15 protein-coding genes and 1 tRNA gene are annotated in these 14,819 nt (G+C 67.2%); 7 read left to right on the forward strand and 9 right to left on the reverse strand.

Annotated features, from left to right (window positions below; all coding sequences use genetic code 11):
• Window positions 1-503 precede the first annotated feature (503 nt).
• Window positions 504-1,181 (forward strand): TetR/AcrR family transcriptional regulator, encoded by a 678-nt coding sequence (locus ACT54L_RS04125; RefSeq protein ID WP_476084413.1) that lies wholly within the window; start codon window positions 504-506, stop codon window positions 1,179-1,181.
• A 7-nt stretch (window positions 1,182-1,188) separates the two neighbouring features.
• On the opposite strand, the gene ACT54L_RS04130 is transcribed toward ACT54L_RS04125, so the two are convergent.
• On the reverse strand, window positions 1,189-2,112 hold the full coding sequence (locus tag ACT54L_RS04130) for an NAD(P)-dependent oxidoreductase (RefSeq protein ID WP_476084258.1): 924 nt from the start codon (window positions 2,110-2,112) through the stop codon (window positions 1,189-1,191).
• A gap of 109 nt (window positions 2,113-2,221) precedes the next feature.
• Here ACT54L_RS04130 and ACT54L_RS04135 point away from each other — a divergent pair, with 109 nt between their 5' ends.
• Both ACT54L_RS04135 and ACT54L_RS04140 read left to right on the forward strand, forming a co-directional pair.
• On the forward strand, window positions 2,222-3,277 hold the full coding sequence (locus ACT54L_RS04135) for a LacI family DNA-binding transcriptional regulator (RefSeq protein WP_476084259.1): 1,056 nt from the start codon (window positions 2,222-2,224) through the stop codon (window positions 3,275-3,277).
• On the forward strand, window positions 3,274-4,083 hold the full coding sequence (locus ACT54L_RS04140) for a TrmH family RNA methyltransferase (RefSeq protein ID WP_476084260.1): 810 nt from the start codon (window positions 3,274-3,276) through the stop codon (window positions 4,081-4,083). Before ACT54L_RS04135 ends, ACT54L_RS04140 begins: the two co-directional genes overlap by 4 nt.
• On the opposite strand, the gene ACT54L_RS04145 is transcribed toward ACT54L_RS04140, so the two are convergent.
• The 6 genes from ACT54L_RS04145 to ACT54L_RS04170 all read right to left on the reverse strand — a co-directional run bounded on the left by ACT54L_RS04145 (window position 4,068) and on the right by ACT54L_RS04170 (window position 9,498).
• Window positions 4,068-4,787 (reverse strand): ABC transporter ATP-binding protein, encoded by a 720-nt coding sequence (locus ACT54L_RS04145; RefSeq protein ID WP_476084261.1) that lies wholly within the window; start codon window positions 4,785-4,787, stop codon window positions 4,068-4,070. The two genes, ACT54L_RS04140 and ACT54L_RS04145, sit on opposite strands and share 16 nt — an antisense overlap.
• Entirely contained in the window at window positions 4,784-5,533 is a 750-nt protein-coding gene (locus ACT54L_RS04150; protein ID WP_476084262.1) for an ABC transporter ATP-binding protein, read from the reverse strand. Before ACT54L_RS04150 ends, ACT54L_RS04145 begins: the two co-directional genes overlap by 4 nt.
• Window positions 5,530-6,465, reverse strand: a complete 936-nt coding sequence (locus ACT54L_RS04155; RefSeq protein ID WP_476084263.1) for a branched-chain amino acid ABC transporter permease — start codon at window positions 6,463-6,465, stop codon at window positions 5,530-5,532. The genes ACT54L_RS04150 and ACT54L_RS04155 overlap by 4 nt, the downstream gene beginning before the upstream one ends.
• Window positions 6,462-7,382, reverse strand: coding sequence for a branched-chain amino acid ABC transporter permease (locus ACT54L_RS04160; RefSeq protein WP_476084264.1), 921 nt, complete (start codon window positions 7,380-7,382; stop codon window positions 6,462-6,464). The genes ACT54L_RS04155 and ACT54L_RS04160 overlap by 4 nt, the downstream gene beginning before the upstream one ends.
• Before the next feature lie 255 nt (window positions 7,383-7,637).
• Window positions 7,638-8,237, reverse strand: a complete 600-nt coding sequence (locus tag ACT54L_RS04165; RefSeq protein WP_476084265.1) for a phosphoheptose isomerase family protein — start codon at window positions 8,235-8,237, stop codon at window positions 7,638-7,640.
• A 79-nt stretch (window positions 8,238-8,316) separates the two neighbouring features.
• Window positions 8,317-9,498, reverse strand: coding sequence for an ABC transporter substrate-binding protein (locus tag ACT54L_RS04170; RefSeq protein WP_476084266.1), 1,182 nt, complete (start codon window positions 9,496-9,498; stop codon window positions 8,317-8,319).
• A 244-nt stretch (window positions 9,499-9,742) separates the two neighbouring features.
• On the opposite strand from ACT54L_RS04170, the gene mnmA reads away from it, so the two are divergent.
• The 4 genes from mnmA to ACT54L_RS04190 all read left to right on the forward strand — a co-directional run bounded on the left by mnmA (window position 9,743) and on the right by ACT54L_RS04190 (window position 12,486).
• Window positions 9,743-10,954: a tRNA 2-thiouridine(34) synthase MnmA gene (gene mnmA, locus ACT54L_RS04175; RefSeq protein WP_476084267.1), complete on the forward strand. Its 1,212-nt coding sequence runs from the start codon at window positions 9,743-9,745 to the stop codon at window positions 10,952-10,954.
• Between the two features lie 137 nt (window positions 10,955-11,091).
• On the forward strand, window positions 11,092-11,736 hold the full coding sequence (locus ACT54L_RS04180) for a class I SAM-dependent methyltransferase (protein ID WP_476084268.1): 645 nt from the start codon (window positions 11,092-11,094) through the stop codon (window positions 11,734-11,736).
• A gap of 98 nt (window positions 11,737-11,834) precedes the next feature.
• Window positions 11,835-11,911: transfer RNA gene (locus tag ACT54L_RS04185), tRNA-Met, on the forward strand.
• A gap of 215 nt (window positions 11,912-12,126) precedes the next feature.
• A complete protein-coding gene (locus tag ACT54L_RS04190) occupies window positions 12,127-12,486 on the forward strand; it encodes a DUF805 domain-containing protein (RefSeq protein ID WP_476084269.1) in 360 nt (119 codons plus the stop codon).
• A gap of 18 nt (window positions 12,487-12,504) precedes the next feature.
• On the opposite strand, the gene mmsB is transcribed toward ACT54L_RS04190, so the two are convergent.
• Together mmsB and ACT54L_RS04200 are read right to left on the reverse strand one after the other, a co-directional pair.
• The gene (gene mmsB / locus ACT54L_RS04195; RefSeq protein ID WP_476084270.1) at window positions 12,505-13,398 is read right to left on the reverse strand and encodes a 3-hydroxyisobutyrate dehydrogenase; all 894 of its coding nucleotides are present in this window, start codon (window positions 13,396-13,398) and stop codon (window positions 12,505-12,507) included.
• Window positions 13,399-13,502: 104 nt separating this feature from the next.
• On the reverse strand, window positions 13,503-14,645 hold the full coding sequence (locus tag ACT54L_RS04200) for an isobutyryl-CoA dehydrogenase (protein ID WP_476084271.1): 1,143 nt from the start codon (window positions 14,643-14,645) through the stop codon (window positions 13,503-13,505).
• Between the last annotated feature and the right edge of the window lie 174 nt (window positions 14,646-14,819).

Consider the following 14,819-nt stretch of genomic DNA (forward strand, 5'->3'; position numbering starts at 1 on the left):
GCCTGCGCGGAAAATGGCCCAGGACGCTCTCAGTCTCAAGACGTACGCGGCAAGCCGTCGCGCCGCAAAAGCCGGAACTGAGGCGTGGTCGCTCCGGCACATCTACGCAGCCGTCGCCGTCCGGCGATGAAACAACCGAGCAACGATGAACAACAACAGGCGGGGTGCTGGGGCGCTTGACCGGTGACCTGGAGGCCCTCCGCGTTCGCGGACTGCGAAGAGGGAGTAAGGGAGGGAGGAGAGCGGGGGCGGTGCTCTCCTCCCTCCGGAACGGTCGGGTCTCGGGTTGCGGTCCAAAACCTGACCGAACCGTTCAGTCAATGATGGATGTTTAGCCCCTCTTGCCGTGGCGCGCAACATCAAACCGAACGGTTCGGTCATTTTTTCGTGTCCGATCCTCCGGCCGCGCTTGCCTTGCCTCAATTTCTCCCCGACAACATTTCTTATGCTCAAAAGAGCGCTGCGAGGGGCCAGGACGGCAGGAGTTCGCCAAGTTGACGGATGTGGAGACGAGAGACCCGACGGCTGCCGGCCAGGACCCGGAAAAGCGGCGACAGATCCTCGACGGCGCGCGCCAGGTTTTCTTCGAGCGCGGCTTCGATGCCGCCAGCATGGGCGATATTGCCCGGGCCGCCGGGGTCTCCAAGGGCACCCTTTACGTCTATTTCGAGGATAAGGTTGATCTGTTCGCGTCCATGGTCAGCCACCAATGCGACGAGACGGCGGAGCGCACCTTTCAGTTGGAGGCGAGCGGACTGGATCTGGCCACCGCCCTGACCAAGCTCGGCATCTCCTATCTCGCCATGATGGTCCTGCCCTGCAACGTGGCCATCCTGCGCACCGTCATCGCCATTGCCGGCAAGTTCCCGGAGATCGGTCGTCGCTTCCTGGAGGCGGGCCCCAAGGCCGGCAATCGCCGGGTCGCCGCCTTCCTGAAGACGAAGGTGGACGAGGGTCTCCTCGACATCGAGGAGCTGGAAACGGCCGCCAGCCAGTTCCTGCTCCTGTGCAAGGACGGGGTGATGACTCCCATCCTTCTGGGCGGCTCCGAAGAGACGCCGTCGCCGGCCGAGATCGAGGCCAGCGCCCGCCGGGCGGCCACCTTCTTTCTGCGGGCCTATGGCACGCGGCCTGATTGCCCCGCGCGGCTAAAGGCCGAAGCGGAAGCGGCCAGCGCCTGACCGCTCGCTACTCGTCCTGTGCCAATTGCGGCACCGGTCCGAGCGAGACGCCGTTTAGCTGCGCCACCACGTCGGAAATCTGCGGCACGTTCCAGTCGCCCCGGCCGAGGCCCTCGGCCGTCGCATAGAGATTCTTGACGCTGGCGCCGACGAAATTGGCCGCACCCACCGCGCTCGCCAGATTGTTCACATAGCGCATGTCCTTGTGGGCATTGGACAGGGTGAAGCGGTGGGCGTTCACGTCCCGCTCCAGCACATATTTGAAGAAGGTCTGGTAGAAGCCACAATCCATGCGCGAGCCGGAAATGACGCTGTCGAACACCTGCGGCGTCACGCCCACCTTGGCGGCGATGGCCAGTGCCTCCGCATAGATGGCGCCATAGCCCAGCGACAGGAAATTATTGAGCAGTTTCATGGTGTGGCCGGCGCCCGGGCCGCCCACATGGATGATGCGCGCGGCGAAGGCCGAAATGGCCGGCTGGACCGCCCGGAACGCCTCCTCTTCCGCCCCCACCATGGCGGAAAGCTTGCCCTCGGCCGCCTGGACCGGCGTGCCGCCGAGCGGGGCGTCGCACAGGGCGATGCCTTTTTCCTTCAGCTCTCCGTGCAGAGCCATGGTCAGGGCCGGCTCGGAGGTGGAGGTGTCGACGATGTGGAGCCCGGGCTGCGCGCCGGCCAGCAGGCCCTGCGGCCCGCGCACGATGGCCTCCACCTGCGGCGCCCCGGTCACGCACAGGAATACGATGTCGGAGGCTGCGGCCAGATCGGCCGGCGTCTTCGCCTCGCGGGCGCCCCGCGCCACCAGATCCTCCACCGGCGCGCGGTTGCGATGGCCCATGACCGTGAGGGGGAAGCCCTTCTCAACGATGTTCTTGGCCATGCCGTGGCCCATCAGTCCAACGCCGATGAAACCGATCCTGGGCTTTTCCATGGGGTCGTTCCTTCCCTGCAGATTGCCTTTTGGTCGCGAGGATTAAATCGTTTAGCATGGATGAAACGCCCACATGAAACGTCTAAGAACAGCAATCGGGGGAGGGGCGATGGACGACACGGTGCATGCCGGCCGGGGCAAGGTGACGCTCCAGCGCCTGGCTCTGGAACTCGGCCTGTCCACGGCGACGGTCTCGCTCGCCCTGCGCGACAGCCCGGTGGTGGCGGAAGCCACCCGGCAGAAGGTGCAGGAGGTGGCCCGCGCCCGCGGTTATGTGGCCAATCGCGGCGCCGCCTCGCTGCGCACGGCGCGCACCAACATCATTGGTGTCGGCCTTCACGACATCATCAATCCCTCCTTCACCGAGCTTCTGGCGGCGCTGGAGGATGCGCTCAGCACCGCCGGCAAGACGGTGCTGCTGGGCGTCGGACAGGAGGATGTGGCCCGCCAGACCCAGGTGCTCGGCACCCTGGCGGAATACCGCCCCGACGCCTTCATCGTTTCGCCCGCCGCCGGCACCGGGGTGGACGATCTGCGGGCACTGGCCGCCACCGGCATCGCCGTGGTGCAGGTGACGCGCGAGGTGGAGGGCTCCGGCTTCGACTTCGCCGGCTCGGACGATGTCACCGGCGTTCGGCTCGCCGTCGCCCATCTGGTGGCGCTGGGCCACCGGCGCATTGCCATGATCGGCGGCTTCGAGGCGGCTTCGACGGGCCGCCGTCGCTTTGCCGGCTACAAGGCGGGTCTGGACAGCGCCGGCCTGCCCTTCGATCCTGCGCTGGTCATGATCGGGCGGGGCACGCGGGAGCACGGCCGCCATGCTATGGAGCAATTGCTGGCCATGCCCGAGCCACCCACCGCCGCCGTCAGCTTCAATGACTTGTGCGCTTTCGGTGCCATGATCGGCGTCCAGGCCGCCGGCCTCACCGTGGGCGAGGACGTCTCTATCGTCGGCTATGACGACATCGGCGAGGCGGCGCTGTGGCACCCCGCCCTCACCACGGTCTATACGCGCATTCCCGAATATGGCCGGGCGGCGGCGACCCTGGCGCTGGCCCGCATCGCCGACCCCACCCGGCCGGTGGAACGGGTGGTGCTGGAGCCTCAATTGGTGGTGCGCGGCTCTGCCGGACCTCCCAAGTCGGTTTCATCCCGCACGTCATGATTCTTCCCGTTACCGATCCCGACGATCCCCGCATCGCCGATTTCCTCTCCGTGCGCGAGCGCGACCTGGTGGGCCGGCAAGGCCGCTGCATCGCCGAGGGCGAGGTGGTGCTGCGCCTTCTCCTGTCCCGGCCCGAGCACCGCATCCTCTCGCTGCTGCTCTCCCAATCGAGCCTCGCCCGCCTTGCCCCGGCGCTTTCCGGCCTTGACCCGGCGGTGCCGGTCCATGTGGCCGAGCAGAAGGTGATGGACGCCATCGTCGGCTTCCATATCCATCGCGGCATCCTCGCTTTGGTGGCGCCTCGTCCGGTGCCCGACTCCGCCGCGCTTCTGGCTGAGCTGCCGGAGCGGGCGGTGGTGGCGGGGCTCGTGGGCATCACCAACCACGACAATGTGGGCGGCATCTTCCGCAACGCGGCCGCCTTCGGCGTGGACGCGGTTCTCCTGGACGGCACGTGCTGCGATCCGCTCTATCGCAAGGCCATTCGCGTCTCGGTGGGCGCGAGCCTCATCGTGCCCTATGCGCGGGTGGAGACGGGCGCGGGCATGATCGCAATCCTGGAAGAGGCTGGCTTTGCCGTCGCTTCGCTCTCACCGGCTGGCGCGACGCCTTTGCACCGCCTGACGCGGCCGCCTCGGAGTGCCGCCGTGTTCGGAACGGAAGGGCCGGGCCTGCCGGCCGACATCCTGGCGCGCACCCGCACGGTCTCCATTCCCATGGCTGCGGGATTCGACAGCCTGAACGTCGCCACCACCTCCGGCATCGTGCTCCACCATCTGGCGGTGGCGGCTCAGACGGAGAGATAGGCCGCGCGCACCTGCGGGTCCGCCCTCAGCTCGGCGGGCGTTCCGGCAAAGACGGTCCGCCCCTTCTCCAGCACGGCCATGCGGTCGGCGAAGCCCGCCAGCACGTCCACATGCTTGTCGATGACGAGGATGGAGAGCCCCTCCCCCTTCAGGGTGCCGATGACCGCCCAGATTTCCGCCCGGATCAAAGGCGCGAGGCCCTCGGTGGCCTCGTCCAGGATCAGGAGGCGCGGATTGGTCATGAGGGCGCGGCCGATGGCCAGCATCTGCTGCTCGCCGCCGGAGAGCTTGTTGCCATAGTGCCCCCGCCGCTCGGCAAGGCGCGGGAACAGGCCATAGACCCGCTCCAGCGTCCAGGCGGGCAGGCCGGGCCGCGCCGGGGCAGAGGTGGCGACGAGGTTTTCTTCCACCGTCAGGGTGGGAAACACCTGCCGCCCTTCGGGCACGAGGCCGATGCCGGCGCGCGCGATGCGGTGCGGGGGCGCCCCCGCCATGGCGGCGCCGGCAAAGACGATGTCTCCCGCCTGCGGCGTCACAAGGCCCATGATGGCCCGGACCGTGGTGGTCTTGCCCATGCCGTTGCGCCCGAGCAGGGCCAGGATGCCCCGCTCGGGCACCTCCAGCTCCACGCCGAACAGGACCGGCGCGCCGCCATAGCCCGCCTTGAGGCCGCGCACGCTCAGGAGCGGGACGGACGCGCTCATGCCTCGTCCCCCAGATAGGCGGCCCGCACGGCGGGGTCGGCGCGCACCTCGTCCCCGGTGCCGCAGGCGATGACGCGTCCCGTCACCAGCACGCTGATGCGGTCCGCGAGACGGAACACCGCTTCCATGTCGTGCTCCACCAGCAGGATGGGGCAGCGCTGCCGCACCTGCTCGATGAGAGCAACCATACGCCGGCTTTCCTCCGGGCCGGTGCCCGCCATGGGCTCGTCCAGCAGCAGGAGGCGGGGACGGCAGGCCAGCGCCATGGCCAGTTCCAGCGCCCGCTTCTCGCCATGGCTGAGATCCGCTGCACGCACATCCCCGCGCGCCTCAAGGCCCGCCAGAGCCAGCAGTTCCCGCGCCTCCTCCCTCTGCCGCCGCGCGGCGCCGAAGGCCGGCACCAGGCGGAAGGAGGGGCCGAAGGCGGCCTGGAGGGCGAAAGCGACGTTCTCCAGCGCCGTGAAGGCAGCAAAGACCGATGTGATCTGGAACGAGCGGGAGAGCCCCGCTTTGGCGCGCCGGTGCACCGGCAAGTGGGTGATGTCCCGCCCGTCGAACAGGATGCGCCCGCCATCGGGCGTCACCTCGCCGGCGATCTGCGACACCAGCGTGGTCTTGCCCGCGCCATTGGGGCCGATGACCGCATGGATTTCGCCGGCACGGACGGACAGGTCCACCCCATCCGTCACCACCAGGGCGCCATAGGCCTTGGAGAGGCCGGAAATCTCCAGGAGGGGGGCGCTCATGCCGCCCTCCCCCGCCGCATCAGCCGCGCCAGAGCCGGCGGCACCAGGACCAGCAGCACCAACAATGGGCCGAACAGGATGCGCCAATGCTCGGTGAAATGGGCGAGCCCTTCCTCCACCAGCACCACGCCCAGCGCGCCGACGATGGCCCCGGTCAGGGTGCCCATGCGCCCCATGAGCATGCCGCCGGCCACCACCATCACGATCAGCTCGCCCGAGCGGTGCCAGGAGAGATAGGCCGGTGAGACGAACTCGGTGAGGTTGGCGAACAGCGCCCCCGCCAGCCCCGCCAGAGCACCGGCGAGCGCATAGGCGATGAGGCGATAGGGATAGGGATCGAGGCCCAGCGCCCGCGTGCGCCGCTCATTCTCCTTGGCCGCCCGCAAGGTGCGGCCGAAGGGCGAGGACAGGAGGGTGAGGCACGCAAGGAAGGTGGCCGCCAGGAAGCCGAGGGTGGCATAATGGAAGGGCACCGCGCCCTTCAGCCAGCGCTGGCCGGCGAGCGTCGAGCGCACCGCGAGCGGCAAGCCGTCATCGCCGCCATAGGCGGACAGGCTCTGCGCCACGAAGAAGGCCATCTGCCCGAAGGCCAGCGTAATCATGATGAAATAGACGCCACGCGTCTTCAGCGCGATGGCGCCGGTGACGAGCGCGAACAGCCCCGCCGCCGCCATGGCCGCCGGGAAGGCCCAGAGCGCATCCGTCACGCCCTCCTCGGCGAGGATGCCCACCGCATAAGCGCCGATCCCCATCACCGCCGCATGGCCGAAGGAGACGAGCGCGCCGGCCCCCAGGATCAAATCCAGGCTCACGGCGGCGATCGCCAGGATCATGCCGCGCGCAATCAGCGACAATAGGTAATTGTCCGCCACCACAGGCGCGGCGGCGAGCAGGGCGCACAAGGCGACCGGCAGGAGGAAGCGCGCCATCATGCCGGCGCCGGGAACAGGCCGCGCGGCCGGAAGAACAGAACCCCCGCCATCAGCAGATAGATGGACATGGAAGCGAGCGCCGGTCCCGCCTGGGTGGCGGCGGAGGCGCTCATGATGAGCTTGAGGAGATCGGTGAGGAAGGAGCGGCCCAACGTATCGATCAGCCCCACCAGCAGCGCCGCCACGAAGGCCCCGCGCATGGAGCCGATGCCGCCGATGACGATGACCACGAAGGCGAGGATGAGAAGGCCATCCCCCATGCCCGGCTCCACCGACAGGATGGGCCCCGCCAGCGCCCCGGCAAAGGCGGCCAGCATGGCGCCGAAGGCGAAGATCTTGGCGAACAGGGCGCCGATATCCACCCCCAGTGCCGAGACCATGGGCGCATTGGTGGCCCCCGCCCGCAGCAGCATGCCCGTGCGGGTGCGGGTAACGAGGAGATAGAGGCCGCCGGCAACCGCAAGGCCGGCGCCGATGAGCACCAGGCGATAGACCGGATAATTCAAGCCATCCATCAGCCGCACCGAGCCGGAGAGCAAGGCGGGCATGGGGATGGACAAGGGCGCGGAGCCCCAGGCCATCTTCACCGCCTCGTTCACGAGCAGGATGACGCCGAAGGTCGCCAGCACCTGCTCCAGGTGGTCGCGGCCATAAAGCGGGCGGATCACCAGGCGCTCCAGCACCAGCCCCAGCACCAAGGCGGCCAGAAGCGCCAGCGGCAGGCCCAGCCAGAAGCTGCCGGTGAGCGCGGTGGCGGTCACCATCAGATAGGCGCCCAACATATATTGGACGCCATGGGCGAGATTGATCACGTCCATCACGCCAAAGACGAGCGTCAGCCCGGCCGCCACCAGGAAGAGGAGGATGCCGAGCTGGAGCCCGTTGAGAAGCTGGACGAGAAGCAGAGTGGTGGACATGAGGAGGCGTTGAATTTACCGGCTATGTGCGCCAGGTGCGCCGCACTTTGGGCACACGTCTGGCTATGTGCCACCAGTTGAGCCCGAGGCCACTTGATCCCCGGCGACCCTTCCGAAATCAAGTCACCCTCGCTCCAAACGCCGATGATGTCCCCAGAGGCACGTGTTGTGTGCAGTTCAAGGGGGCGAACCGCCCCCTATCATAGGGTTCGGCACCTGAAAGACGCGTCACAGGCAATGGATATGGCGCATCGGTCACTCGGGATTAAGAAACTGCTCCATGAACCAACGCAGGCGATGCACAGGAACCTTCTGTGGCTCCAACTGAAAACGCGCCATTCGCCCGGCAAAAGCCGCAGGCTTCACGATATCTTCAACCACATGGTACCAAGTGCGACCGAGATAATCGTCAAACAATACAGTGACGGGCTTGGTAATCAGGACAGCAGCGGCGAGGAAGCAGGACGGGCGGAACCGACCGTCGATCAGAATGACGTCAGGGTGCACAAAGCCTTCAGACTCCCAAATTGAAAGGGCATAGCCCGGCCACTTCAGGAACGACCCCTTGTCCGTGGGCCTGCCCCACTTTCCGGTGGGACCAATGTCAGCATGGTGCATGACGACCGGAGACAACGGCGGATTGGTCTCGAACCAATCCGCCATTCCCTTGGCCCAATTGGCATCGCTCTCGACAGAAAAAATTCGCTTATTTGGCAATTCCGAAGCAAGTACAGTTGATCCGCCGGAGCCATACTCCAATATTACACTTGCACCTGTATAGACTCGAACCAACTCGTTCTTCGCCACATCAGGCAGGGTGACTGTTGGCTTCGACGTAATGCCCGGCAACGCCATATTTTCCCCCAATCATCGCACCCCGAATACCATCGAGGCGGCGCCAGCTTATCCAAGCCAAGCTTCAGATGAAACACATTTATTTCATGGCGCACTTCTCGGCATAGGCGTCGCCATAATTGGAGAAGATCTTCTCGGCCACTTCCGTCTCCACCTTGCCGTCGGGGCGCTTGGCCACCTTGACCAGATAGAAGTTCTGGATCGGGAACTGGTTGGTGTTGAACTTGAAGTCGCCGCGCACGGAGGTGAAGTCGGCCTTCTTGAGGGCGGCGCGCACGGCCTCCTTGTCGGAGAGCTTGCCGCCGGTGGCCTTCACCGCGCTGTCGATGAGCTTGGCGGCGTCATAGGCCTGCGCGGCATAGAGCGCAGGCACATAGCCATATTCCTTCTCGAACGCAGCGACGAAGGCCTTGTTGGCGGGCACGTCGAGGTCGGGCGCCCAGGCAGCGCCGGAATAGAAGCCCAGCGCCGCTTCGCCCGTGGCGGGCAGCGTCGTCTCGTCCACGGTGAAGGCGGACAGGAAGGGGATGGTCTCGGCAAGGCCCGCCTGGCGGTATTGCTTGACCAGGTTCACGCCCATGCCGCCGGGCATGAAGGTGAAGAAGGCGTCGGGCTTGGCGGCGGCGACCTTGGCAAGCTCGGCGGAGAAGTCCAGCTGGCCGAGGGGCGTATAGATCTCGTCCACCACCTCGCCCTTGAAATAGCGCTTGAAGCCGGCGAGCGCGTCCTTGCCCGCCTGATAGTTGGGCGCCATCAGCACGACCTTCTTATAGCCCTTGGACTGGGCGTATTGGCCGAGCACTTCGTGGTTCTGGTCGTTCTGGTAGGAGGCGGCGAAGAAGAACGGGCTGCAGCCGGCGCCGGCAATGGTGGACGGTCCAGCATTGGCGGAGATGAGGAAAGTGTCGTTGGCGGTCACGGGCTTGACCACCGCGCCGGCCACGTTGGAGAAGACAAGGCCGGCGATGAAGTCCACCTTGTCGCGCTCCATCAGGCCCTTGGCCTTCTGGACGGCGACGTCTGGCTTCAATTCGTCATCCACCACGATGACTTCCGTCTCCTGCCCGCCAAGCTTGCCGCCCAGTTCCTTCACCGCCAGCAGGAAGCCGTCGCGCATGTGCTGGCCCAGCACCGCCGAGGGGCCGGACAGGGTGGCGAGGAAGCCGATCTTCACCGGGTCGGCCAAGGCGGGCGTCCCCGCGCCCATGGCGATGCCCGCGGCGGCCAGTCCCGCCAGTGTGAAGCCCCTCAACCCGACCATGGTCATCCCCATCGTGGAAGTTTCGTTGCGGCACACTTGCAGAGAGCCGCCCGGCTCACAAGAAGCCTTTCGCCGAAAGCCACTCTTTGCACATGGCGTGTGCCCGGGTCGGGCGGACATGCCGCCCTCGCGTCCGGCCCATGCATCGAGAGCGGATTGCGATCGCGCCGCGCGCACCTATAGTAAATGGAGAGAATGGCCGCCGCCTGTCCCTTGCGGTGACGCCTGACAAAGACAGAACCGGATGACCCCTTTCCTCTCCCGCGATGAGATCATCGACCTGATGGGCGCCGACCCGGCCGGGACGCGCGTGGTGGTCGCCATGTCCGGCGGCGTCGATTCCTCCGTGGTCGCCGCCTTGCTGGCCCACGCGGGATATGACGTGGTGGGCGTGACGCTGCAGCTCTACGACCATGGCGAGGCCGCCCATCGCAAGGGCGCCTGCTGCGCGGGGCAGGACATTTATGATGCCCGCACGGTGGCCGACAAACTGGGCATCCCCCATTACGTCCTCGATTATGAAAGCCGCTTCCGGGCCGAGGTGATCGAGCGCTTCGCCGACAGCTATGCCTCCGGCGTCACCCCCATTCCCTGCGTGGACTGCAACCGCACGGTGAAGTTCCGCGACCTCCTCGCCACCGCCGAGGACCTGGGCGCCGACATCCTGGCGACCGGGCATTATGTCTCGAGCCGCCGCCTGCCCGATGGACGCAGGGTGCTGAGCCGCGCGGCGGAGGAAAGCCGCGACCAGAGCTATTTCCTCTATGCCACCACGCCCGAGCAACTGGCCAAGCTGCGCTTTCCGCTCGGCGGACTGCGCAAGGGAGATGTGCGCGCGCTGGCACAGTCCTTCGGGCTCGTGGTGGCCGACAAGCCGGACAGCCAGGACATCTGCTTCGTGCCCGGCGGCGACTATGCCGAGGTGGTGGAACGCCTGCGTCCCGAGGCGGGAGAGGCCGGGGACATCGTCCATCTGGACGGCCGGGTGCTCGGCCGCCACCGGGGCGTGATGCACTACACCATCGGCCAGCGGCGCGGCCTTGGCCTGTCGACCCCCGACCCGCTTTATGTGGTGGCCATCGATGCCGCCCGGCGCGAGGTGCGCGTCGGCCCGCGCGAGGCACTGAAGGTGCGCACCATCCGCATCGAGGATGTGAACTGGCTGGGTGACCTGCCCTTTGCCGCCGCCTGCGCCTCCGAGTCGGAGGTGTTCGTGAAGGTGCGCTCCACGCGCCCGCCGGCGCCGGGGCATTTGAGCACGGATGCGGACGGCGCGCCCCTGGTTCATCTCCATGACGGGGAAGAGGGTGTTGCGCCGGGGCAGGCCTGCGTGTTCTACGACGGGGCCGAAGGCGCGGCGCGGCTTCTGGGTGGCGGCACCATTCTGCGGACGCTGCCGGCGGAAGTGGCGGCCTCCACAACGGCATCGGCCCCTGTGCGCGCACAGGTGGCGTGAGGAACGGGCGGGACGGCAACCTTCTGGGGAAGGGTCGCAAATCCGTCTTGGAAGTGTGAATAAAGAATCAGGCTCGCGCTTGGCGTCAACGCGGCGCGCAGGCGGGGCAAGCCGGCAAGGCTGGGGCGAAGAGAAAAATGGCGGTCCAGTACGATCTCGAGGGGCAGAAAAAGGTCTATGCCAAATGGGCCCCCATCTATGATGCGGTCTATGAAAAGCTCCTCGCCGATGCGCAGAAAAAAGCGGCGCATGCGGCCGCGCGCTGCGGCAACGACATTCTGGAAGTCGGCGTCGGCACCGGCCTCGTCCTGCCCTATTATCCGCGCACCTGCCATGTGACCGGCATCGACCTGTCGTTCGACATGCTCAAGAAGGCAGTGGCCAAGACCCATCGCCGGCAATTGTCCAACGTCTCGCTGCTGGCGGCCATGGATGCCTGCGCCCTGGGCTTCCCGGATCAGCGCTTCGACGCCATCACGGTGCCCTTCGTCATTACGCTGGTGCCCGATCCCGAAGGCGCGTTGGACGAGATGCGCCGCGTGCTGCGGCCGGGCGGCGAGATCATCATCGCCTCCAAGCTTGGCGCGGATTCCGGCCCCACCATGCATGTGGAAGCCGCCCTCGCTCCCCTGGTGAAGAAGGTGGGCTGGAGCATCGCCTTCCGTCCCAGCCGGCTGCACGCCTGGGCCGCGCGGCATCCCGACATGGAAGTCCTCAGCATCACCCCGGTCTTCCCGGCCGGCTTCTTCAAGCTGGCGCGCCTGCGCAAGAAGGCGGTCTGAACGCCTGTGGGCAAAGGCCTGCGTCTTTCTTGACAGCTCCGCGCGCGCGCCCCTATATGCGCGCTCCAAGCGTCGGGCGGCTTCGCCCGGCCGGTCGTGGCAGCGTAGCTCAGTTGGTGAGAGCGCCGGATTCATAACCCGGAGGTCGGCGGTTCAAGTCCGCCCGCTGCTACCACCCCGACCTGTCCCAAAATTCCGATCCCCATTCCGGTGCGCGCCTGGCCGCCGTGGCGCATAGGCGCGTGTTTTCGCCCCCTTCCCTTGGGGCCGTGGGTGCGCTCTGATGAAGGGCGGAAGGTGCACGGACCGCCTTCCGTTCCGCACCGCCGCGCGCCGGAGCGGCAGACGACCAACGGGCAAGGCTCGGGGGAAGGCTCGGGGGAGGACGAGATGGGATTCACGCAGGCGATTTCCAGCGGCCTGTCGCACTATGCCACCTTTCGCGGGCGCTCGTCGCGCAGCGCGTTCTGGTGGTGGTACCTGTTCAATTTCCTGGTCTCGCTTGCCGCCGCCATCCTGGGCGGGGCGGTGTCCGAGACGGCGGGCGAAACGCTTCACCTGCTGGTGACGCTGGGCCTTCTGGTCCCCAATATCGCCATCGCCACCCGCCGCCTCCACGATATCGGACGCAGCGGCTGGTGGCAGTTGCTGGCCTTCACCCTGATCGGCCTGCTGGTGCTGATCTATTGGTGGGCCCAGCCCTCGCAGCCCGGCCAGAACGCCTATGGCGCCGGGCCGGACCTCGACTGAGGTGTGCGTTCAGGGCCCTCAGGCCTCCTGACCGCGCACCCACTTGATGATGCCGGAGAAGTCCGTGCCACCATTCCCCTCCGCCTCGAAGGTGGAATAAAGCTCGGTCGCCTTGGCACCGAGAATGGTGGCCGCGCCAGCCTGCTCCGCCACCTCTTGGGAGAGCCGCAGGTCCTTCAGCATCAGGGCGGTGGCAAAGCCGGGCTTGTAGTCGCGATTGGCGGGGCTTGCCGGCACCGGGCCGGGCACCGGGCAATTGGTGGTGAGCGCCCAGCACTGGCCGGACGAGGTGGAGGCCACGTCGAACAGCGCCTGATGGGAGAGGCCCAGCTTCTCCGCCAGCACGAACGCCTCGGACACGGCGATCATGGAAATGCCGAGGATCATGTTGTTGCAGATCTTGGCGGCCTGGCCCGCGCCCGCCTCGCCGCAATGGACCACCTTGCGGCCCATCTGAGAGAGCAGCGGCTGCGCCTTGGCGAAAGCCTCGGCGGTGCCACCGGCCATGAAGGTGAGGGTGCCGGCTTCCGCGCCCACCACGCCGCCGGAGACGGGCGCATCCAGGCTCGCATGGCCCGCTGCGGCGGCGGCCGCATGGAAGGCACGGGCGGAGGCCACGTCGATGGTGGAGCTATCGATGAAGAGCGCGCCCTTTGGCGCATGGGCGAAGAGGCCGTCCGGGCCGTCCACGGCGCCCAGCACATGCTTGCCGGAGGGCAGCATGGTGACCACCACATCCGCCTGCGCCACCGCCTCGGCCGCGCTCGCGGCGATGACGATGCCCCGCGCCTTGGCGGCCTCCAGGGCGGCAGGGACGAGGTCGAAGCCGGTGACGGTCAGGCCGGCCTTGACCAGATTGCCAGCCATGGGCCCGCCCATATTGCCGAGGCCGAGAAACGCGACATGGGTCATGATGATCCTCCCTGGAGCATTTCCGAGCGAAGGGGAGACCGGTTCGCGGGACGGAAATGCGGTGAGAAAAAGAGAACGGCCCGGCGCGCTGCGCCGGCAAAAGATCAGTTTGAGCCGGCAATCAGCGCCCGCGAAACGATCAGGCGCATGATCTCGTTGGTGCCTTCCAGGATCTGGTGAACCCGCAGATCCCGAACGATTTTCTCGATTCCATAGTCGGCGAGATAGCCATAGCCGCCATGCAGCTGGAGCGCCTGGTTGGCCACCTGGAAGCCGATATCGGTGCCGAAGCGCTTGGCCATGGCGCACAGCTTGGTGGCGTCGGGCGTCTTGGCGTCGAGCGCCGCCGCCGCGCGCCACAGGAAGGTGCGCGCCGCCTCCAGCTCGATGGCCATATCGGCAAGTCGGAACTGCAGCGCCTGGAATTCGTCGAGCCGCTTTCCGAACGCCTTGCGCTCCGCCATGTAGCCCAGCGCCTTGTCGAGGGCGGCCTGCGCCCCGCCCAGCGAGCAGGCGGTGATGTTGAGGCGCCCGCCATCGAGCCCGGCCATGGCGATGCGGAAGCCTTCGCCCTCGGCGCCGATGCGGTTCTCCACCGGCACGCGGACGCCCTCGAAGATCACGGCGCGGGTGGGCTGCACGTTCCAGCCCATCTTCTTCTCATTGGCGCCGAAGGAAAGGCCCGGCAGGCCGGCGGGAATGACGAGGGTGGAAATGCCCTTCGGCCCCTCCCCGCCCGTGCGCACCATGGTCACGTAATAATCAGCCGCCCCGGCGCCGGAGATGAACTGCTTCTGTCCATCCACCACATAATGGTCGCCGTCGCGCACCGCCCGCGTCTTCAGCGCGGCGGCGTCCGAGCCGCAGCCGGGCTCGGTGAGGCAATAGCTGGCCAGCGCCGCCATGGTGCACAGATCGGGGAGGAACCGCTGGCGCTGGTCAAGCGTGCCGTAGCGGTCGATCATCCAGGCGGCCATGTTGTGGATGGAGATGAAGGCCGAGGTGCCCGGGCAGCCGGTGGCCAGCGCCTCGAAGATCAGCGCGGCATCGAGCCGCGACAGGCCCGACCCGCCCACATCCTCGCCCACATAAACCCCGCCCATGCCGAGCGCGGCAGCGGCGCGCAAGGTGTCGACGGGGAAATGCTTCTTCTCGTCCCACTCCACCGCATAAGGCGCGATCTCGGCGGCGGCGAAATCGCGCGCCATGTCGCGGATGGCGATCTGGTCCTCGGTGAGCTCGAACATGGAACCTCCCACGGGCAGGCTGGCGGTTCCTCCGCCATGCACTGGGACGCGGGGCGGCCGGAGGCCGCGCCCCACCCCGATTGTGCCGCACCGAAGGAGACCCGGAGTTGAAGGGGGGGGTGTCGAACGCCCCCCCCGCCATAACGCCGGCGGGGCCGCGCGGGGTGCCGGTGT

It is taken from the genome of Aquabacter sp. DMC10 (genome assembly GCF_056314145.1).